The 19,210-nt window shown below is 58.2% G+C and carries 13 protein-coding genes and 6 pseudogenes; 14 read left to right on the top strand and 5 right to left on the bottom strand.

Translation table 11 applies throughout. The features are described from left to right. The first annotated feature begins 40 nt into the window (after positions 1–40). From bcsA to J2046_RS14090, 6 genes and pseudogenes are all read left to right on the top strand, one after another. Positions 41–2,227 carry a UDP-forming cellulose synthase catalytic subunit gene (gene bcsA / locus J2046_RS14115; protein WP_210052716.1) on the top strand — a complete coding sequence of 729 codons (2,187 nt, stop codon included), beginning with the start codon at positions 41–43 and terminating at the stop codon, positions 2,225–2,227. After that, a complete protein-coding gene (locus tag J2046_RS14110) occupies positions 2,224–4,620 on the top strand; it encodes a cellulose biosynthesis cyclic di-GMP-binding regulatory protein BcsB (RefSeq protein ID WP_210052714.1) in 2,397 nt (798 codons plus the stop codon). Before bcsA ends, J2046_RS14110 begins: the two co-directional genes overlap by 4 nt. Then, entirely contained in the window at positions 4,617–5,666 is a 1,050-nt protein-coding gene (locus J2046_RS14105; protein ID WP_411828497.1) for a glycosyl hydrolase family 8, read from the top strand. The genes J2046_RS14110 and J2046_RS14105 overlap by 4 nt, the downstream gene beginning before the upstream one ends. A 104-nt stretch (positions 5,667–5,770) precedes the next feature. Then, a pseudogene (locus J2046_RS14100) lies at positions 5,771–7,904 on the top strand (tetratricopeptide repeat protein). 145 nt (positions 7,905–8,049) lie between these two features. Beyond that, positions 8,050–8,541, top strand: a pseudogene (locus tag J2046_RS14095) (transposase); the annotation flags it as partial. A gap of 185 nt (positions 8,542–8,726) precedes the next feature. Continuing rightward, a pseudogene (locus J2046_RS14090) lies at positions 8,727–9,056 on the top strand (Na+/H+ antiporter NhaA); the annotation flags it as partial. A 52-nt stretch (positions 9,057–9,108) separates the two neighbouring features. Here the strand turns inward: J2046_RS14090 and J2046_RS14085 are convergent. Both J2046_RS14085 and J2046_RS14080 read right to left on the bottom strand, forming a co-directional pair. Beyond that, positions 9,109–10,131 carry a sensor histidine kinase gene (locus tag J2046_RS14085; RefSeq protein ID WP_210052709.1) on the bottom strand — a complete coding sequence of 341 codons (1,023 nt, stop codon included), beginning with the start codon at positions 10,129–10,131 and terminating at the stop codon, positions 9,109–9,111. 438 nt (positions 10,132–10,569) lie between these two features. Beyond that, entirely contained in the window at positions 10,570–11,658 is a 1,089-nt protein-coding gene (locus tag J2046_RS14080; RefSeq protein ID WP_210052707.1) for an AI-2E family transporter, read from the bottom strand. A gap of 515 nt (positions 11,659–12,173) precedes the next feature. Here J2046_RS14080 and J2046_RS34135 point away from each other — a divergent pair. Further along, positions 12,174–12,305: a hypothetical protein gene (locus J2046_RS34135; RefSeq protein WP_267950841.1), complete on the top strand. Its 132-nt coding sequence runs from the start codon at positions 12,174–12,176 to the stop codon at positions 12,303–12,305. Positions 12,306–12,559: 254 nt separating this feature from the next. Here the strand turns inward: J2046_RS34135 and J2046_RS14075 are convergent. After that, positions 12,560–13,656: pseudogene (locus J2046_RS14075) on the bottom strand (extracellular catalytic domain type 1 short-chain-length polyhydroxyalkanoate depolymerase). A 214-nt stretch (positions 13,657–13,870) separates the two neighbouring features. On the opposite strand from J2046_RS14075, the gene J2046_RS14070 reads away from it, so the two are divergent. The 3 genes from J2046_RS14070 (at position 13,871) to J2046_RS14060 (ending at position 15,726) form a co-directional block, all read left to right on the top strand. Next, entirely contained in the window at positions 13,871–14,377 is a 507-nt protein-coding gene (locus J2046_RS14070; RefSeq protein WP_210052705.1) for a YciE/YciF ferroxidase family protein, read from the top strand. A gap of 90 nt (positions 14,378–14,467) precedes the next feature. After that, entirely contained in the window at positions 14,468–15,331 is an 864-nt protein-coding gene (locus J2046_RS14065) for an SDR family oxidoreductase (protein WP_210052702.1), read from the top strand. 20 nt (positions 15,332–15,351) lie between these two features. After that, the gene (locus tag J2046_RS14060) at positions 15,352–15,726 is read left to right on the top strand and encodes a hypothetical protein (protein WP_210052701.1); all 375 of its coding nucleotides are present in this window, start codon (positions 15,352–15,354) and stop codon (positions 15,724–15,726) included. Positions 15,727–15,913: 187 nt separating this feature from the next. Here the strand turns inward: J2046_RS14060 and J2046_RS14055 are convergent, their stop codons facing one another. After that, positions 15,914–16,159, bottom strand: a complete 246-nt coding sequence (locus J2046_RS14055; RefSeq protein ID WP_210052698.1) for a hypothetical protein — start codon at positions 16,157–16,159, stop codon at positions 15,914–15,916. After that, positions 16,156–16,395 carry a DUF982 domain-containing protein gene (locus J2046_RS14050; RefSeq protein ID WP_210052696.1) on the bottom strand — a complete coding sequence of 80 codons (240 nt, stop codon included), beginning with the start codon at positions 16,393–16,395 and terminating at the stop codon, positions 16,156–16,158. Before J2046_RS14050 ends, J2046_RS14055 begins: the two co-directional genes overlap by 4 nt. A gap of 668 nt (positions 16,396–17,063) precedes the next feature. Here J2046_RS14050 and J2046_RS14045 point away from each other — a divergent pair. The 4 genes and pseudogenes from J2046_RS14045 to J2046_RS14030 all read left to right on the top strand — a co-directional run. Beyond that, positions 17,064–17,462 carry a BA14K family protein gene (locus tag J2046_RS14045; RefSeq protein ID WP_210052694.1) on the top strand — a complete coding sequence of 133 codons (399 nt, stop codon included), beginning with the start codon at positions 17,064–17,066 and terminating at the stop codon, positions 17,460–17,462. Between the two features lie 145 nt (positions 17,463–17,607). Next, the gene (locus J2046_RS14040; protein ID WP_210052692.1) at positions 17,608–17,859 is read left to right on the top strand and encodes a hypothetical protein; all 252 of its coding nucleotides are present in this window, start codon (positions 17,608–17,610) and stop codon (positions 17,857–17,859) included. Positions 17,860–18,245: 386 nt separating this feature from the next. Then, a pseudogene (locus tag J2046_RS14035) lies at positions 18,246–18,392 on the top strand (NADP oxidoreductase coenzyme); the annotation flags it as partial. A gap of 198 nt (positions 18,393–18,590) precedes the next feature. After that, positions 18,591–19,172, top strand: a pseudogene (locus J2046_RS14030) (aldehyde dehydrogenase family protein); the annotation flags it as partial. Positions 19,173–19,210 lie beyond the last annotated feature (38 nt).

Genomic DNA, 19,210 nt, shown 5'->3' with positions numbered 1-19,210 from the left:
CGGCACGTTTTCGTGCCGACTTTCTGCCAGAGGAATGCTAATGCGTAAGGTGCAAAGCATCATTTTGTGGGCAGTCATCACGGTTTGCGTAATCGGATTGATCACGCTTCCGGTCAATCTTCAGACCCAGCTCATCGCCAGCACCACTGTCGTTTCGCTCATGGCCATCATCAAGATTCTGAAGGCTGGCGGGGTCTGGCGTCTGATAGCCCTCGCGTTCGGCACCGCCATCGTCCTGCGCTATGTCTACTGGCGCACGACCGAAACTCTTCCTCCCGTGAACCAGCCCGAGAACTTCATCCCCGGCCTGCTTCTCTACCTCGCCGAGATGTACAGCGTCATGATGCTGGCGCTGAGCCTTTTCATCGTCGCCATGCCCATGGCGTCCCGCCCGTCCCGCGTCACGGCAAGGAAACTCTATCCGTCTGTCGATGTCTTCGTTCCCTCCTATAACGAGGATGTCACACTGTTGACCAATACGCTCGCTGCGGCAAAAGCCATGGATTATCCGGCCGACAAGCTGACGGTCTGGCTACTGGACGACGGAGGGACCTTGCAGAAGCAGAACTCGCCGGATGTGCGCGAAGCCGAAGCGGCAATAGCCCGTAACCAAATCCTGAGCACTCTCTGCGACAAACTTGAGGTCAACTACCTGACCCGCGCCCACAACCAGCATGCCAAAGCAGGCAATCTCAACAACGGCCTGAAACACTCGAAGGGAGAACTGGTCGCCGTTTTCGATGCAGATCACGCCCCCGCGCGCGATTTTCTACTGGAGACGGTGGGCTATTTTGCGGATGATCCGAAGCTTTTCCTGGTCCAGACGCCGCACTTTTTCATCAACCCGGATCCTCTGGAGCGAAACCTCCGCACATTCGACTGGATGCCGAGCGAAAACGAGATGTTCTACGGCATCATCCAGAGGGGGCTTGATAAGTGGAACGCCGCCTTCTTCTGCGGTTCGGCCGCTGTACTCAGTCGCCGTGCGCTGGAAACCACAGAAGGGTTCAGCGGGATCAGCATCACGGAAGACTGCGAGACAGCGCTGGCGCTTCACAGCGCCGGATGGAATAGTGTCTATGTCGACAAACCGTTGATTGCCGGTCTGCAGCCGGCCACATTCGCGAGCTTTATCGGCCAGCGAAGCCGTTGGGCGCAGGGAATGATGCAAATTCTTCGCTTCCGCTTCCCGCTTTTGAAGCGCGGCTTATCCTTTCCTCAGCGGCTCTGTTACATGTCATCGACATTGTTCTGGCTATTTCCCTTTCCACGCACGATCTTTCTCTTCGCGCCGCTTTTCTACCTTCTGTTGGATCTGCAGATATTTACAGCCTCCGGAGGCGAGTTTCTGGCCTATACGCTCGCTTATATGCTCGTGAATCTGATGATGCAGAATTATCTTTACGGATCATTCCGCTGGCCGTGGATCTCGGAGCTCTACGAATATGTCCAGACCGTGCATCTGTTGCCCGCCGTTATTTCGGTCATGGTCAATCCGCGTAAACCAACCTTCAAGGTCACCGCCAAGGACGAGTCGGTTGCGGTCAGCCGGCTCTCGGAAATCAGCCGGCCCTTCTTCGTCATCTTCGCCGCTTTGGCCATTGCTCTGGGAATTACCGTCTATCGTGTCTACACAGAGCCTTACAAGGCGGATGTCACGCTGGTTGTCGGCGGCTGGAATCTGCTCAATCTTATTCTTGCCGGCTGCGCGCTCGGGGTGGTCTCCGAACGCGGAGAACCTTCGTCATCCAGGCGAGTAAAAGTCCGCCGCCGCTGCGAATTCGGCATGGGTGGGACCTGGCATCCCGCGTCCATCGAGGATGTTTCCGTCGGAGGCACCCGTCTCCAGGTCTTTAACCGTGCTCTATCCCAATCTGATCTCTCTGCGGAGGCCGCGATCAGATTTCAACCCCATGGCGGAGGAGAACCTGCCATGCTTCCCCTCGTTATTAGACGGGTCGAACCTTCAGGAGATGCGACGATGCTCGGCTGCCAGTACCAGCCGAAGGGGCCGCTGGACCATCGTTGGATTGCGGATCTGATTTTTGCCAACTCCGCCCAATGGGCCGAATTTCAACAGAGCCGACGCCGCAATCCCGGGCTTCTGCGCGGAACGATCTGGTTTCTTGGGTTATCCATCTACCAGACCCATCGGGGATTGCTATATTTCCTCCTTGGAATAACGCGGAGGCGCGATGGTAAACCTGGTGGGGGCAACAGCCAATGAACCGCTCCCTTGCATGCCTGGCGCTCGCTCTGACAGCTCTTCTCGCTGTCGTGCGGATTTCGGACGCCCAGCCCGCGCCCTTCGACATGTCGGGCGAACGGCCGCCAGAGCCGCCTGCCCCTCCCCCCTTGGTATTTCCCGATCTTTCCCGCCCTCCGGTCCCTCAGGATCGGACATCCGCTCCTCAGAGACATGCGCCAGCGCCTTCCGACGCCACACCTCGACCCGCCGCCGATGCACGGGAACAAGACAGAAGCCGCCGGTACCTTGTCCCGGCGTCCGATCTCGCCCTGGCAGGAGAGTACGACCGCCGCTCCTGGTCGATTTACCTGACGGAAGAACAGGCCGCATCGCCGGCAAAGCTCAATCTCCAATATCAGAACGCAATCGTCGTTGCTCCGGAAGCCTCATTGCTGACGGTGTCGATCAACGAACGCGAGATAGTGCGACAACGAATCAGCTCGCCAAACGGTCCGAATGGACTTGTGGTTGACGTCCCGCCCAACGTCCTTCATCCCGGCGGAAATCTTGTCGAGTTTCGCGCGACTCAACGTCATCGGACGGATTGCGATATACGATCTACCTATGACCTCTGGACCAATGTCGACCCTTCGCAAACCTTTCTTGAATTTGCCGGCATCCCCACTCCCGCGCCGTCGGTGACCGAGGCAGTCCGGGCTGTGGGCGGTGATGCAAACGGCAATACTGAATTCCAGTTTCTCGTCCCCGCTGCGGGGCAAGCAGGCCCCACCAAATCATTGCTTCGGCTCGCACAAGGCTTGTCGCTTCTGTCCGGAATGCCAAACCAGCTCTTCTCCTTCCACTCCGACCGTCTAGGAGCACTTGGCCCGGGCAAATTCGGTGTGATTATTGGTACGGTCGCTGAGTTGCAGCCCGTTTTTCCCGCGCTCCCACCGTCGGCAGGATCCGCGGCAATAGCAGCCCTGGTTAAGGATCCCAACAGCGATGAGCAGGTGCTTCTGCTTACGGGGCCTTCCTGGAATGCGATCGGTGCAGCTGTCGAGACCATAGTTGCGCCCACGGACCGCCTTCCCGAAATCCGGCGCGATGTCATTGCCACGCAGCGCTGGGCAGCCCCCGATGCGCCGCTTCTCTTCGGCGGGGAGAAGCTCTCCTTCTCTCAATTGGGGTTGAAGACCACGGAATTTTCGGGCCGCCGGTTCCGCACCAGCTTCACCATAGCGGTTCCGTCTGATTTCTATGCCAGCGCCTACGGCGAAGCATCTTTGCTGATCGATGCAGCGTTTGCAGCGAATGTCCGGCCTGGTAGTCATCTCGATGTATATGTGAACGGAAACGTCGCCACCAACTTGCCGATCACATCCGACAACGGAGGCCTTTTTCGGCATCTCCCCATCCGAATGACGCTTCGCCACTTCAAGCCCGGCCTCAACACCGTCTCGCTTGAGGCCATTCTGCTCACCGACGAAGATGATGCCTGCATTCCCGGCAGCACAGCTTCCACTGAACCCCGCTTCGCGCTTTTCGACAGTTCCGAATTCAACATGCCGCGATTTGCGCGGATCGGCCGGAATCCCAACCTGGAGGCGCTTTCAGGGGCGGCTTTTCCCTACAGCCGCAGAACGGACCCAATCATGCTCTGGATGGATCGCTTCGACGCCAACACGCTCGCAGCCACCTCGACATTTCTATCGCGTCTTGCATTCGTAGGGGGACACCCGATCGCCGTCGAACCCGTTGCCTCCGCGGGTGCCATTGGCAACCGCGATGCTCTTTTTGCAGGATCGATCTCACAAATACCCTCGACGGTGCTATCTCAAGTCAATATCGCGCCGGAAAGCGTTGCCACGTGGCGTGTCGCCGGAGCGCCTGTCCGGAACGAGGACACGATGGCGACATTCGAAAAATGGCGCACGCAAGTCCGGGGAAGCATCTGGCGCGACCAAATTGCTCGATTTCAGGAATGGCTGAATCGTAATTTCAACATATCACTGAGTTCGCTCCAGCTTCTGCCGCAGCCGGAGCAGATATTTCGTCCTTCAAGCAACGATACCTTTATTCTCGCGCAAGGCCAAAGCACCGATGGAAACGGCTCCTGGACTGTGATCAGCGCCCGAAACCCCGAGGAGCTTCGAGAGGGCACCGAGGCTCTCTCGCGTCAACAGAATTGGCAACAGGTTGCAGGGCGAATCACGACCTATGAGGGTAAGACCCAGAAAGTTGCGTCTTTGACCGCATCACGCTTCACTTTTCTTCAGACGGTCAGCCCATCGCTCGGAAACTACCGCCTGATCGCGGCCAACTGGCTTTCAAACAATATTCTCTTCTATTCATTGGCGCTCGTGGCCTTGGCTGTCCTTCTGGGACTGTCAACGGCAGCTCTCTTGTCCTCCTTTGGGAGGAACAGATGAAGGACCGGCGCCGATGGATCATCATAGGCATGTTCGCCCTTGCAGTTTCGTTCACTTCGGCGGCGGCGCAACAGCCGTATGTCTCCAATGAATTCTGGTCCGCGTATAAAGCCAGGTTTCTGATTGGGAACGGCCGGATCGTCGACAATGCCAACGGCGACATCAGCCACAGCGAGGGACAGGGATACGGTTTGCTTCTATCCTTCCTCGCCAATAATCGCGCGGATTTCGAGCAGATCTGGTCTTTCACCCGCACCGAACTCCTTGTGCGCGATGACGGTCTGGCGGCCTGGAAATGGGATCCTGCCGCGACCCCTCATGTTACCGACAGCAACAACGCGACCGATGGCGACATTCTGATCGCTTATGCCTTGGCGCTCGCAGGCTCTTCGTGGCATCGGCTCGACTATGTGGAACAGGCAGCAAAGATCGCCAACAGTCTGCTGTCGCACACTATTGTGGACGTCGGAGGACAAACCGTTCTTCTACCGGCCGCAGCAGGATTCGGCGCAGGTGAGCGAGACGATGCTCCGGTTGTAAATCCATCCTATTGGATTTTCGAAGCCCTGCCGGTGATGGCACTGCTCGCGCCTTCCGACGATTGGGCCAAGCTGTCCGAGGATGGGCTGGCATTGCTGCGTGTCTCGCAGTTCGGTCCACGAAGGCTTCCGGCGGAATGGGAGAGTCTTGCTCACAAGCCAAAGCCCGCCGTCGGTTTTCCGCAGGAATTCGGCTATAATGCCGTGAGGATACCGCTCTATCTCATGAGGGGGAATATATACGACAGGGATCTGCTCACTCGCCTCTCTCAAGGCATGACCGACGAAGGAGGAACCATATCGACGATCGATCTGGAAACAGGCTGGACCAAGGAACCGCTGAGCGACCCAGGTTATCAAATTATTAACCATCTTATAGGCTGTGTACTCAACGGGACAAAGTTGCCAGCCTCGGTCCAGCAGTTCGAGCCAATCCTGTATTATCCGTCCACGCTGCAGCTGTTGGCCCTCGCATTCGTCAGGGAAAGGCATCCGGAGTGTCTTTGAAGCTGTCATGGGCTTTTTTGTTGATTGCGGCGATATCGGGGGGTGTCGTGACGTCGATCGGCGGCACCGACGTTGATGATATCTTCGCCCAGTCTCGGACCGTCTTGAGCGCTTCCGCAGCCCCCAGAGGAAACCACCTTGCCCAAAACGAGCACAATCCCGATGCCGGGACGATTGCAGAGCGGATTCGCGCGACGCAACTGCCTCCGCGATCAAGCCAACAGGGCACCGATTCCTCCCCTGCCCCGCTTGTCTCTCAGGTTCAACCGCCCCCGACCGGAGAAGATAGAACCGGCCAGTCCGCCCCAGAGCAGCCAATCGAACCGGAGATCGACGAAAGCGCTCTGCGGTATTTTGCGGCACGGGGAGACCGGGCCAGGCTTGAGGCGGAGATCGCCCGCTTACGCACTCTTTACCCGAACTGGACACCTCCTGCAGACCCGCTCGCCGTTCCGGAAAATCGCGACCGGCAACTGGAAGACATGTGGCAGCTTTATTCGGAAGGGCATTACGCAGAAGTGCGCAAGGCCATCGCCGAAAGGCTGGCAACGGAGAGCGGGTGGCGCCCCCCCCCCCGACCTTCTGGAAAGGCTTAAGGTCGCGGAATCGCGTGTCCGGCTGGTGAATGCGTCAAATCTCAAGCAATATTCAACCGTCATCGAGATTGGAGCTGCCACTTCGAGCCTTCTCAATTGCGGCGACGTGGACGTACTGTGGCGTATTGCCGAAGCCTTCATCCGGACGGATCGCCAACAAAGAGGTGTGGATGCCTATACCTACATCCTGAAGAACTGCTCCAATCCTCAGGAACGATCGGCGACGATCGAGAAGGCAGCCGAACTCCTGCCCTATGATTCCATTCAGGCTCTCCTCGCTCTCGAACAGACCGGTCAATCCGACAGTCGCGAGTTCGATGGAGTTCGCGACGAGCTGGCTCGCCGGTTCGTGGGCGAAGCCGGCGAAAAACCAGAGCTTACAATCGACCCGCAATATCTGGAGCGTGTCCGGGATCTGGCTGCCCGGGAGCGGCGCGCATCGGACTCTCTGCTGCTGGGCTGGTACTATCTTCGCCGCAACGATATGGCGGAAGCCGAACGATGGTTTCGCGCCTCACGGGAGAGGGAAAATTCTGCCGCGGCAGCGCAAGGGCTTGCCCTTGCGCTGATTGCCCGAAATGCTGCAGCCGAAGCCGAAGAAGTCATGTACGGTTGGAGGAACGCTTCCGAGGAAGCAAAGGCGACCTATCTGGCAGCCACCGCCAATCTCCTTTCCGGTGATCCGCTGCCTTCAGTTCCGGAACCTGTCTTGCAACGGGTGGCTGCGGCTGTCATCCGGGAGAAATATGTACCGACTGCGCAACAGCTGGGGTGGTATGCCCGTACGCTGGGCCAGCCGCAAACGGCCATACGCTGGTTCGAGACGGCCTTGCAATGGAAACCGGATGACGAACCCTCGGCCTACGGGCTTGCCATCACGAAACAGCAGATCAACGACAGGGCCGGCGTACAGGCGATTCAACGCGCTTGGGCTGGGCGCTCCGAACGCATAACCAATCTGGCTCTGCTGACGGCCCGCGCGTCGTCTTCCGCTTCCACAAGACCGCCCGCTTCCAGCGGAACATCGATACAGGCCACCCCTTCGGCCAGCCCAGGCGCCCCCCCTCCGAAAGCGACCATCATCCGTAGGGAAGCAGGGCCGGTCGAGACCCAAGGTGCGACCGGCTGTTCGACGACTGCTCAGACAGCAGGCCTCTCTTCCGATCAGGCGCTTGCGCGCGGATGGTGTCTCATGGACCTCAACCGACCGCTCGAGGCAGCTACCGCGTTTGAGGTTGCACTTCAAAGTCGTACGCAGCGCGTCCGCGAGGACGCTGCCTATGGGCAGAGCCTCGCTTATCTCAGGCTCGGTCTCACAAACAGAGCTGCAGTGGCCGCCACAAAGGCTCCGCAGAGCTCGCAAAGGGCTGTCGAGCTTCAGGTTGCAATCCTGGCCGATTATGCAATTTCCGCCTTCGACGCCGGACGTTACAGGGAGGCCCTGCTTTATCTCGACCAGAGGTCCGAACTGCAGCCGGAATCGGCTGACCTGATGGTCCTGCGCGGCTACAGCTACATGAATCTCGACAAGCCTCGGGACGCATTGAGAATTTTTGAAGCGGTGGCGGCAACCGGCAATCGGGACGCAAGCCGCGGCATGGCGGACGCGCGGGCAATGCTACAGCTGGGAGGTGGCACTTGATGCTGCATCCGCTGCACCCTGTTGAAGGATGTGCTCGCGCTTAAAACCAAGCTCAACGTACGGCAGGCCGCGATGGACGCTGACCTTGCCCCCGTTGAAATAATCCATTTTGAAGTAAGCTCTGGCCCATTGAGAGGACCAGAGAATGAAGCGCAACCGTTTCACAGACGAACAGATCATCGGCATTCTGAAGGAGCACGAGGCGGGCACGTCGGTCTCGGAGCTTTGCCGCAAGCACGGCGTCAGCGATGCCAGCATCTATAAATGGAAAGCCAAGTTCGGCGGCATGGAGGTGTCGGAAGCCAAGCGGCTGAAGGCGCTGGAGGACGAAAACACGAAGCTGAAGCGGCTTCTGGCGGATGCCATGCTCGATAATGCTGCTTTGAAAGATCTTTTGGGAAAGAAGTGGTGACGCCCGCAGCAAAGCGGAAAGCTGTTGCGCATCTGATGAACGAACATGGGATGAGCGAACGGCGGGCGTGTAAAGCCATCGGTTTTTGCGGCATGACGATCCGTTACGAAACCAGACGCAGCGACGATCAGGGGCTTCGCGAGCGAATGAATGAAGGCGTTGGCGCATGAACGCCGCCGCTTCGGCTATCGACGCCTTCATGTGCTGCTCATGCGCGAGGATTTCCTCGCCGCTTGCGCCGAATCCGAGATGCGACCGAGATAGCTGCGCCGGGCTACCCCTCTATGCGGCAGACAAGCCGGTTCAGGCAGTCTATTAGCCCGAGGCGGGGGACGAGAAACAGACCGTATTTTAGAAAGCTATCCCCCGCCAAGGCGCGTCTCCAACAGATCCAATTCGTGCACGAGCTTGCGTGCGAGGCCTCACATGCGGAGTCCCCTCTGCACAACCTGGAGCATCACCTCGATAAGCCAGTCGCGTTTATCATCGTGCCGATCTTCGGCTTCGCAAACGCCGGCATATCCTTCGCGGAAACGTCCCTCGCCATCTTCTCGGAGCCCCTCACCCTTGGCGTTGCGGCCGGGCTTTTTCTTGGCAACCTGGTCGGCGTCCTTGGCACCGTCGCCGTCCTGGTGAAGCTCGATCTCGCGGACCTGCCGGCGCAGGCGAGTTGGGGGCGGATGACCGGGACGGCTCTTTTGTGCGGCATCGGGTTTACCATGAGCCTGTTCATCGGCCTGTCTATCTATCCCTGAGATCATTCAGTCGGCTTGCGCCCGGAAGTCGCCCCGTTCACCCGTGCGTGATCGATGCTCGCGTTCCGGGATTTGCCTCCTCAACCCGGAACTCCGCATTGAGCTGTCTTGCCATTGCCTCGACGAGGCCCGTCCCTAGTCCGGGCTTCGCACTATCTGGATCGGACGGTATTCCAACGCCGTTATCGCTGACCGACATCGCCCATCTGGCATCGTTCGAATGATAATCTACGACGATCTTTCCGCTTCGATGAGCAGGGAAAGCGTGCTTGAGGGCATTAATGACCAACTCCGTGACGATGAGACCAAGGCTGAGCGAGACGTTGGCGGTGATGACGCTGTCATCAACATTGACCTCGATGGAAAGCTCATCAGGGTCCATGATCATCGATGCGCCGAGGCTTTTGCATAGCTCCGTCATGTAGGGGCGTAGTTCGACGTCCTCAAGTCTGGAGGCAGCAAGCTGCCGCTGAAGAGCCGCGATCGACATCACCCGGCGATGTGCCGACTGAAGGTGGGTGCGGGTCTCTTCGGATTGCACCCTGCGCGCGCTTTGCAACAATATGCTTGCGATGATCTGCAGGCTGTTGGCAACGCGATGCTGGACCTCCTGCAGAAGGATCGCTTTCTCCCGGACGAGATCATCCTTGAGTTTCTCGGCAAGCCGGGCATCGGTGACGTCAAGCACCGAAACCAGCAGCCTGACATGCCCTAAATTACCATCACCGTATTCGAGCTTTTGGGCATTCAGCACGAGCTGGCGCGGCGTTTGGCCTTTCAGTTTCAGTTCCATTTCATAAGCATCGATACTGGCGCTGCCAGAGGCCGTCGCCTGCAGAAGGGACGACAATTGCCGCCTGTCCCACTCTCCGTTTCCCAGTTCCGAAAGTTTCCGGCGCGGCGCGGCTTCGGCATCGATTTGAAACTCGCGGTAGAATGAGGTGCTGGCGGCGATGATCGTCAAGTCGCCATCGAGCAGCAAAAGAGGGGCGCTTGAAGATGCGACCACGGCGAGGGCGAGATTGAGGGCGCCTTCAGGATGCTCTGTAACTTTGTCCATGATGGTTGTCCCTTCGGGACCGGAGGCTCGCACAGCGAAAGCCTTCCCCGGGGCGGCGCAAGCTCACGCATTGTTCTAGTGAGGCTGCGCCAACGGACCATATCACGGATGGAAGGGTAAACTCATTTTATTGAAGCACTTTATGGTGACTGCCCAATCTGAACCCCGGCAGGCGTGGACCGCAAAGTCGATCCGGATGCAGCCATACATCCGCCAGAACATCCCGCCAACGCAGTCTTTAAGTCACCCCTTTTTCCCGGAAATCTCATCGGAGAGAAGAACTCAGCTATCTCGACCGCGCTGATAGGCCGAACATATGACTGCACCGTCCAGCGGCGATTTACGCTGAAAAACCTTGCCAACCGGGCCGTTCCACATATAAGTCAGCGCCGAATATTGACCCGCTGGGGGCTTGACTAGGCCACGGCCCAAAATGAGTCAATCAGTGTCCGGAGGCGCCGACGTGGAGTGTTTGTTGCCCTGGACCTCGGCCGCGTGCCACTCCAGGAAGAGGCTGTAGGCGACCGCCAGCAGCGTGGGGCCTAGAAATACTCCGATAAAGCCAAAGGCGATGACACCACCAAGAAATCCGAAAAGACCGAACAGCACGGGCAGACTGTTGGTCTTGCCGAGAACATAGGGCCTGAGGACGTTGTCGATGCTGCTGACGAGGAGCAGGCCCCATGCTGCGACGAACAGGCCCCACCAAACGGCCCCCTGGGCAAAAAACCATAGTGCTACCGAGCCCCACACAAGCGGGGGCCCCGCAGGCACGAACGACAGGACGAACGTCAGGAAACCAAGCAATAGCGCTTGAGGCACACCGGCGATCCAGAAACCAATGCCGGCCAGGGCGGCCTGGGCGAGGGCCGTGCCGATCAAGCCGTAAATGACGCCTTTGACGGTCGCGCCGACAACCATGAGGAGTTTTCGGGATCGGGGGCCGGCGAATCTTTCGCCGACTGCGCGCACGTAGGCTGCCATCTGCCGACCATGAAGGAAGAGGAAAAAGGCGATGAACACACTCAGCCCAAGTTCCAGGAGCCCGGCGCCAAGTATCGCTCCGCTGGCTACTGCCAGGTTTGTGGCAGGCCCGATCAGTTTCTTGAGTTCAATAACGAACGCGGGCGCATCGTGGGCGAAGCTCTCCCAATAGGCGGCCACGTTCTCGCCAATGACCGGGAGTCCTGCGACCCAACGCGGTGGGGCTGGAGGCCCCTGCTCGAGAACTTGATTCACCGCCGTGAGCAGATTGCCTACGCTGTCTGTTAACGTCGGCACCATCACGGCGAACGGTGCGACGAGAACGAGGGCAACCAGTAGCGTCATCACGGCGGCCGCCAGGCTTTTATTGCCGCCGACGACCCGCTCGCACCTCTGGTAGATGGGCCATGTTGAGAAACATATGATCGCCGCCCACAGGATCGCTGAGAGGAAAGGCTGAAGGACAAGAGCGCAACCAAGCGCAAGCAGAAGAAGGGCGCCCGCCCCCATAATCTGTTCGATTGGCTTACCAAGGAATATCATGACCAATCAGTCTTGCCGTCGCCTAGCACCTGCCCGCGCATCGTTCACACCGGGCATAGGGGTTTCCAGTTCACTCGGTCGGTCGCTTACAACTAAGCGACGACGAAGCCGCCGACAAGGTGTTCAAGCGAATGACGGTCCGCATGCAGCCAACAGAGAAGACCGCGATTTTACCGCGCCCCCTCGATCTCCCGAGCGAACGGAGCATGATCAATTAAGTAGCGCTGAGGATGAAGCGCACGACGCCATTTTACAACTAGCGGCCGCGCGCATCCGCCGTCCAGAACCATTAGCGCTTGGAGTATCCGCATATGTGACGAAGAAGGGGCGCTGCTGAGCAGCGATATTCACATCCGGAACCCTGAGGAAGTTCTTCCGCCCGCAATTTTGAACGTTCCCACGCAGCGACCATCTTCACCTGCACGCCGAATGTCACGCTTGCCGGGATGCCTCGGAACAAGTGGCTCACAAGGTTGTTGGGTATTTGTCGCAATTCGCGACGAGGAGTAAAGCAAATGCCTAGCACTCCGCAGCCCGGCCAGCAGGACGATAGGAAGTCCGGCCAGGACAAGAGCCGTCCTGACGACAAGTCCGGCGTCAAAGCGAAGCCTGATGACCGGCGTCAAGGTCAGCAGGATAAGCGCTGATTGATGTGCCGGCTGGGTAAAGCTCCAGCCGGTCCCGCCGGGAAGAGGATACGCAATGCCGGACGACCCAAAGTCTGACCTGCAGGCCACGAAAAAGCATGACCAGCAGCCGTATCAAAATCCCGGTAAGGACAAGAGTCACCCCGGTGATGAAGCGGCCGTTGACGCATCTACCGAGCCCCGCGAAGGCAAGCCAGCCAAGCGTTAAGTGAATGCGCCGCCACGGACATGCGTACTCAAGGCGTACGCTGTGATCATTTCATCAGCCCGGCCGACCGGAGAGCGTCTTCGATGATCTTCTGGATTCCGCCCGCTTCCGCCTGAGGCCTCACCACTTTGGGGGATAATGAAGTGGTCCCGCTCGGGACGATATCGACGGTTCTTGGATTCCGCTTTTCGAAAGAAGGCGTCAATCCCCAGGAGCGCGCGGAATGGAGTGTCGAGGAAAACCCGACGTCGAGCATATATGGTGCGCTTCTGCCGTATCCTCCGGCGACATCGATCGGCGTTCCGTGCCCCATGCCTGCAATCGCGATGTGTTCTATGGCAACAATGCCTTGGGGGTTCTTCCGCGATATAATTGTATGCCCTCCCCCATGTGGATGCTGGCATCGCCGGGATCCACCCCATGCACACCCTGCCATTGCGTCACGATGGACTGACCATTCGACGGCACCACGGTATTGTCGCCCGTTCCATGCCAGACGGATATCGCCGGCCAGGGTCCGTCATGATCCGAGGCTAGGCGAAGCCGGCTCTGAAGCTTTGCACGGCCTGGCAGCCCATGGCCGCGCATGCGGTTGAACGCTTCCGGCACCGTGCTGATGCAGCCATACGGCAGACCAGCGATGACCGCTCCCCCCGCGAAGACTTCCGGATAGGTCGCAAGCATCACATTCGCCATCGCGCCTCCCGCCGACAATCCGGTCACGAAGATGCGGGCGGGATCGATGTGATGAAATTTCATCGCGGTGTCGATCATCTGGCGGATGGACAGGGCTTCGCCTTCACCGCGACGAATATCTCCCGGCACGATCCAATTGAAGCAGGTATTCGCGTTGTTCTGTGTCGTCTGCTGCGGATAGAGCACGACGAAACCGTATTCGTCGGCGAGGCGGGACCATCCTGAGCCGTGCTCATAGGCTGCCGCAGTCTGGGTGCACCCATGAAGAACGACCACCATGCCGGGACGCTCTGCCAGCTCCGATGGGACGTGAATTTTGGCCTCGAGCATGCCAGGATTGGAGCCGAAGGTGCCGAGATCAACCAGTTTCGATGTCGACGGCCAGGCGGGTTGCTGCACGGCCCGCAGTTTTGCAAGTCGGGCTAGTGTATCGGACATGGATCGCATTGAATTATCCTTTTACATCCGCCAGGGCGGCGATGCGCGATCGTTAACGCGCCGACTTCCAATACGTTGCTGCACCGCACACACGATTAACTGAGCTGCGCACTGCGGGACGCTCATGGTGTGTGGGGAAAATACTTTCGGCAGCATCCGGAACTTTAAAGGCGATCAAAGGTTAAGTCGCCACTGCTTTCCAACAATTGATCGGATTTCAAAGATGGCTACCGAAAAAACTCTTGATGATCTCTTCCTCGATACTCTCAAAGACATCTACTTCGCCGAAAAACAGATTCTGAAGGCACTCCCGAAAATGGCGCGTGCCGCGCAGTCTGAAGAGGGCAAAGCCGGCTTTCTGCAACACCGTGACGAAACCCAGGGCCAGATCGAACGTCTGGAGCAGATCTTCGAGCTTCTCGGCAAGTCGGCGCGTGGCAAGACCTGCGAAGCTATCCAGGGTATCCTTGCCGAAGGCGAGGAGATCATGGAGGAATACAAGGGAACAGCGACACTCGACGCGGGTCTGATCTCCGCGGCGCAGGCCGTGGAACACTACGAGATCGCGCGCTACGGTACGTTGAAATCCTGGGCCGGCCAGCTTGGCCTTCAGAAGGCAATCCCGCTCCTCGACGCTAATCTACAGGAAGAGATCGCAACCGACCAAAAGCTGACGGCGCTCGGTGAAGCTTCGGCTAATCCGAAGGGCTCGCAGAAAAAAGCCAGTTAAGCTGCCGGATATCGCAGAGCAGGTGGCCTTCCGGGCGGCTTGCTCTGCCCTTTAGTCGTCGCTTGGTCCTGAGCTGGAGATTTTAAACCTTTGACCGACACCCGCAGACCGACTCCCCCGCACCCCGCTCAACATCAGGACCCACCCGGCGAGACCAAGCTGATGCAACCGATCCCCGACCATTGGGAACACTCCTATAAGGGCAATGGCAAGCTGGAAGGCAAGGTTGCGCTCATCACCGGTGCCGATTCCGGTATCGGAAAGGCTGTGGCGATTGCCTTCGCACGAGAAGACGCCGACATCCTGATTTCCTATCTCAGCGAAGACGAGGGTGCCGCCGACACCGCGAAATGGGTCAAGGAAGCCGGCAGCAAGGCTGTTGTCGTTGCCGGCGATATCAAATCGGAAGACCATTGCAAAGCGTTGGTCCAACGCGCTGTCGATGAGCTCGGGCATCTCGACATCCTGGTGAACAACGCCGCATTCCAGCGCACCTATGCGGATATCGCGGATATCACTGCCGCTGAATGGGACGAGACCTTCAAAACCAATATCTACGCGCCCTTCTTTCTGTCGAAGGCGGCGATTCCGCATATGAAGCCAGGAAGCGCGATCATCAATACGACGTCGATCCAGTCGCGGCAGCCGTCGCCGCAGCTCCTGGCTTACGCATCCACCAAGGGTGCGCTCTCGAACTTCACCGCCGGGCTTGCCGAAATGGTCGCGGAGAAGGGTATTCGCGTGAATGCCGTTGCTCCCGGTCCGATCTGGACCCCGCTCATTCCGTCGACCATGCCTGCGGAAAAGGCGGCTAAATTCGGCGAGCAGACGTTGCTCGGCCGCGCTGGCCAACCTGCCGAACTGGCGGGTGCCTATGCACTCCTGGCCTCCGAGCTGGGAAGTCACATGACCGGCGCGGTCATTCCCGTCACCGGTGGCGAGATCATGATCTGATGTTAACGGAGGTGCGCAACATGACAGAATTCCAGGACATCAAGATTGTTGAACTGAGCGATGCGGCGTCCGGTCTTGTCAACGAAGGGCCACTGACGAGCATGGTACTGAGCCTCTCGGCTGCAGCACCAACGGCCTGGTCCGACATGTTCAACGAGGCATGGCAGACAAAAGTCGACATGATGAGGCGTAAGGCCGTTAGTGTGGGAGACACCATAACCTGCACTTGCATGCCTTATGAACTGCAAGGACAGATTTCCGAGCTCAACAAGGTGATCGCCGAGACAAATATCGGCTATAGAGAGGCGGCCACCCGGGCCGAGACCAGTGGAAGCCACGAGATCGACCCGCGGGAAGAGCTGAGAGATCTGAAGAACACTCTAAAATATGATTGAGACATCTGGCTGCTCAGCGGGCAGGTTCCAAAATTGCTCCCCCCGCTCACGGAATATGCCTTGGCTATAACGCCATTTCGGAGACTTCTGCGCATATTGCAAACCGATGCTAATTGCCGAGAAGTCATCGAGGCCGACTGGTTTGAATATCCGAATCCCCGTGCCCGAAATCCTTTATCCGTCTCAATCAGCTATGAGGAGCATCCGCCGCAAGAGCCGCTTCGAGATCTTCGGCCGTGACGTCTATCGCTTCAATGATCCCACCGGACGTCAGCATCAGGGTCATCGTTCGATGATACGCTTCCCACGTCAAGTTTAGAGGCTCTTCCGTGATCTGGACCTCGAAAACGCCTGGCGGATGATCGCGGTCCATTCCGGGAAGCCGGAAGCTGTTGTGGAAAATCACTGCCTCGACACTGGTTCGGGTCGTCATGGCCTTGAGCCCCGGCGATCCAGTTCCGCATCCAGGACCGCGGCGACAAATCGCGTCCGTGCTTCCTCTGCCGACTGACGACCGTCGAGCGCCGCCAGTATGGCGAGGTGGGCCGCGGAAAACGTCAAGTTTTCGGCATTCGGCCATCCGTGCAGCATGAAGCCATGTGCCTGCAACGGGCTATTGATCGAGCTGTCACCGATCCAAACCGGGCTACTCCAGGGGCCTGTCAGCATATCCGCTACTCCCTGGCCTTGGGATCAATTGACCCGCCCTCATTCTCCCATGATGCGATTTCGCCTCGGCGGCTGCGTTTTCGCGTCTTTGGTGAGGGCGGATAGTTTTCCGGCGAAATCATGCCGTCCAGAATGCGTTGAACGATGACCACCTCTTCGGAATGATCGGCTCCGATGCGCGCCTTCAGATCCAGTGTCGCATAGCGCCCCTTTTTCAGGACTCGACGCAGGATGTCATCATTGACGGATGCCGTTTTGGCAGAAAGAACTATGACCACAGAAAACCGCTCCCCAGAATGTAGAGGAGGATACCCACGCTCAAGCCGGCACACGCTTTCGGTGCCAAGCCCTCATAGTACCAAGATCGTAGATGGTTGGCCGTGGAAGACATGTCGTCCTCCTCTTTTGGGGCCAGGGATAAACCCTCAACAGCAGCGCCCGTTCAAGGATGCCATCAAGAGTTTATATGGGGCGGCAACGCGTCAATTACAAGCCAGGGCAACCATCCCGGATCATTAGTGCGGATACTTAACAAACTCCTTTTCATTATAACCGGGGGGCTAAGGCTGGAGCGTTTCAGGCACGACAAAAAAACAACTAAAGGTCGAGTTACCACTACCAAAAATTGAATTCGTCACCATATATTAGTCATAACAAGGAAAAATGTGATGAAAAAATTGATGGTAGTAGTGGTTTCACTCATGACGGGGTTTGCCGGCATCGCACCGGCCCAAGCGCTCCCCGCCATCGTTTCATCGGCAACGTTCGTGAGTTCGGACGCTCAGGAAATTCAATATCGTGTCTACGACGATAGGCGCAACGACCGTCGTTACTATCGCGAAAGAGATCGGCGTAAGCGTTACAGCGACGATCGCCGATATGACCGTCGCGATCGCCGCAACAATGCCGGCGCGATTATCGGGGGCCTGGCTGCAGGCGCCATTATCGGCGGAGCGATCGCTTCGCAACGCCAGGATAGCAGCAGTTGCGCCTCGCGCTACCGTTCCTACAGGGCTTCGGACAATACCTATCAACCCTACTCCGGCCCGCGTCGCGCCTGCCGCTAACGGTGCCCGTTCTTTGGCGACCGCCCCGTCGGCGATGACGGGGCGATTGTCGGGGAAACTCGGGGCGAAGCTGTTAGCCAGCCAATATCAGGCATCGGTTGGACGTCACGCTGCCCCCGCAACATACAGAAACTACAGGTGAAAAATGAAAACGATCAACGATTGGCTCGACGATAAATACGAGGAGATGGCAACTTCTCCGGAATTCTCCAATAAGTTGTCGGATTTCGAGCAGCAAGCCGCCATCCTGCGCGATCAGGCTAAGGCGGAGGGTTACAGCACAAAAGACCTTTCGGAGGAGTGCGGCGGCAATATCGCCGCTCATCTCATGAACAGAGTCAATACTAGGAATCGCGCCGAAATCCGTCGAAAGGTTGAGAAGAACCTTACAGAATGAGCGGGCGTTCTTCGCATCTACAAGCGAGCGCTCATCGCAGCACCGGTCGGCCGCCTGGAACAGCGTTATGCGCGTAAATTGCACTCCCCCGTCGCAGGTGCGACGCTTCCGCTGCATTCGGGAGGCCGATGCTTAGCGACTGAGCGAGTGCGCTTTATCCCGCGGCTAGATTGATCGTCTGGCCAATGTTCGACGGTCGCCCCTTTCACAATCCGACGGTAAGACCAAGCCGCGCATTTGTCCTGGCTCGCAGCTACAACCGCGTGGCATCAGGAATGCGGCGATCTCCGTGATGACATCCATCAATTCCCCCGGATCATGGGCAACGTCTTCAACAAACGTCCGCCGCCAATGTTCTTGATCTCTTTAGCCATTGGCGGTCAGACGCGGCGGCGGAAATTGGTGCGCTTGCAGAAAATCTCGGCTTTTCGCCGATCAAGCTTGGTCGGCTCGCTGAAGGCGGACTGTTGGTCCAAGCGCGCGGCAATAGCTGGGGTCAACTGATCTTCAAGGACCTGGTCAAGTTCGATTGACGAACACGACGTGCCCACCGGGTGCACCGGGATGCACGGATCGGATCGAGCGCGATCCGATCCGTGCAAAATGGAGAAATTCCAATGAGTATCGAGAAGAACATTCACACCGTGAGGACTTCTTCGCCGCGATCGGCTGCGGCTACAGGGAGGCTCTGCTGGCGGTGGTCGCCGAAGACATAGAGTGGATCATCTCTGGCGAACCGCATATACGTACAGGACGGCGTCTATGACGCGTTCGCGGACAAGCTAGCTGGCGCGGTCGGTAAGCTCGTCACGGGTAACGGCTTTGACGAAGGTGTCATCCTTGGGCCGCTGATCGACCAGGCGGCACTGGAGAAGGTCGAAGAACATGTGGCGGACGCCCTGAACAAGGGGGCCCGCACCATCACCGGGGGGAAGCGGCTTCCACTCGGGAAGGCTTTCTACGAGCCCACAGTGCTCGCTGATGTCACGGCGGATATGGCGGTCGCGCGGGAGGAAACTTTCGGACCGGTCGCCCCGCTGTTCCGCTTCCGGGACGAGGCAGACGTCATTCGACAGGCCAATGATACCGAATTTGGTCTAGCATCGTATTTCTTCGCAAAGGACATGGCACGGGTATTCCGGGTCGCAGAAGCTCTCGAGTATGGCATGGTCGGTGTGAACACAGGCCTGATCTCAACCGCCGAAGCCCCGTTCGGAGGCGTCAAGCTCTCCGGCCTCGGACGCGAAGGGTCGCGCTACGGAATCGAGGAATTCCTGGAGCTAAAATACGTCTGCCTCGGCGGTATAGCATGAGGTTGGCTGAACCCCCGTGATAGCGGCCCCTTTACTGC

The sequence above is a fragment of the Neorhizobium petrolearium genome (assembly GCF_017873175.1).
Taxonomy (GTDB): Bacteria; Pseudomonadota; Alphaproteobacteria; order Rhizobiales; family Rhizobiaceae; genus Neorhizobium; species Neorhizobium petrolearium.
The sequence above is the reverse complement of the archived record's forward strand: the minus strand, read 5'-3'. Positions and strand labels throughout refer to the sequence as shown.

Excerpts from the sequence above, each read along its gene's own strand:
- J2046_RS14070 (WP_210052705.1), top strand. The coding sequence starts at position 13,871 with ATGGCTACCGAAAAAACTCTTGATGATCTCTTCCTCGATACTCTCAAA.
- J2046_RS34135 (WP_267950841.1), top strand. The coding sequence starts at position 12,174 with ATGCCTAGCACTCCGCAGCCCGGCCAGCAGGACGATAGGAAGTCCGGC.
- J2046_RS14045 (WP_210052694.1), top strand. The coding sequence starts at position 17,064 with ATGAAAAAATTGATGGTAGTAGTGGTTTCACTCATGACGGGGTTTGCC.
- J2046_RS14055 (WP_210052698.1), bottom strand. The coding sequence starts at position 16,159 with ATGACGACCCGAACCAGTGTCGAGGCAGTGATTTTCCACAACAGCTTC.
- bcsA (WP_210052716.1), top strand. The coding sequence starts at position 41 with ATGCGTAAGGTGCAAAGCATCATTTTGTGGGCAGTCATCACGGTTTGC.
- J2046_RS14105 (WP_411828497.1), top strand. The coding sequence starts at position 4,617 with ATGAAGGACCGGCGCCGATGGATCATCATAGGCATGTTCGCCCTTGCA.
- J2046_RS14110 (WP_210052714.1), top strand. The coding sequence starts at position 2,224 with ATGAACCGCTCCCTTGCATGCCTGGCGCTCGCTCTGACAGCTCTTCTC.
- J2046_RS14085 (WP_210052709.1), bottom strand. The coding sequence starts at position 10,131 with ATGGACAAAGTTACAGAGCATCCTGAAGGCGCCCTCAATCTCGCCCTC.
- J2046_RS14080 (WP_210052707.1), bottom strand. The coding sequence starts at position 11,658 with ATGATATTCCTTGGTAAGCCAATCGAACAGATTATGGGGGCGGGCGCC.
- J2046_RS14050 (WP_210052696.1), bottom strand. The coding sequence starts at position 16,395 with ATGCTGACAGGCCCCTGGAGTAGCCCGGTTTGGATCGGTGACAGCTCG.
- J2046_RS14040 (WP_210052692.1), top strand. The coding sequence starts at position 17,608 with ATGAAAACGATCAACGATTGGCTCGACGATAAATACGAGGAGATGGCA.
- J2046_RS14060 (WP_210052701.1), top strand. The coding sequence starts at position 15,352 with ATGACAGAATTCCAGGACATCAAGATTGTTGAACTGAGCGATGCGGCG.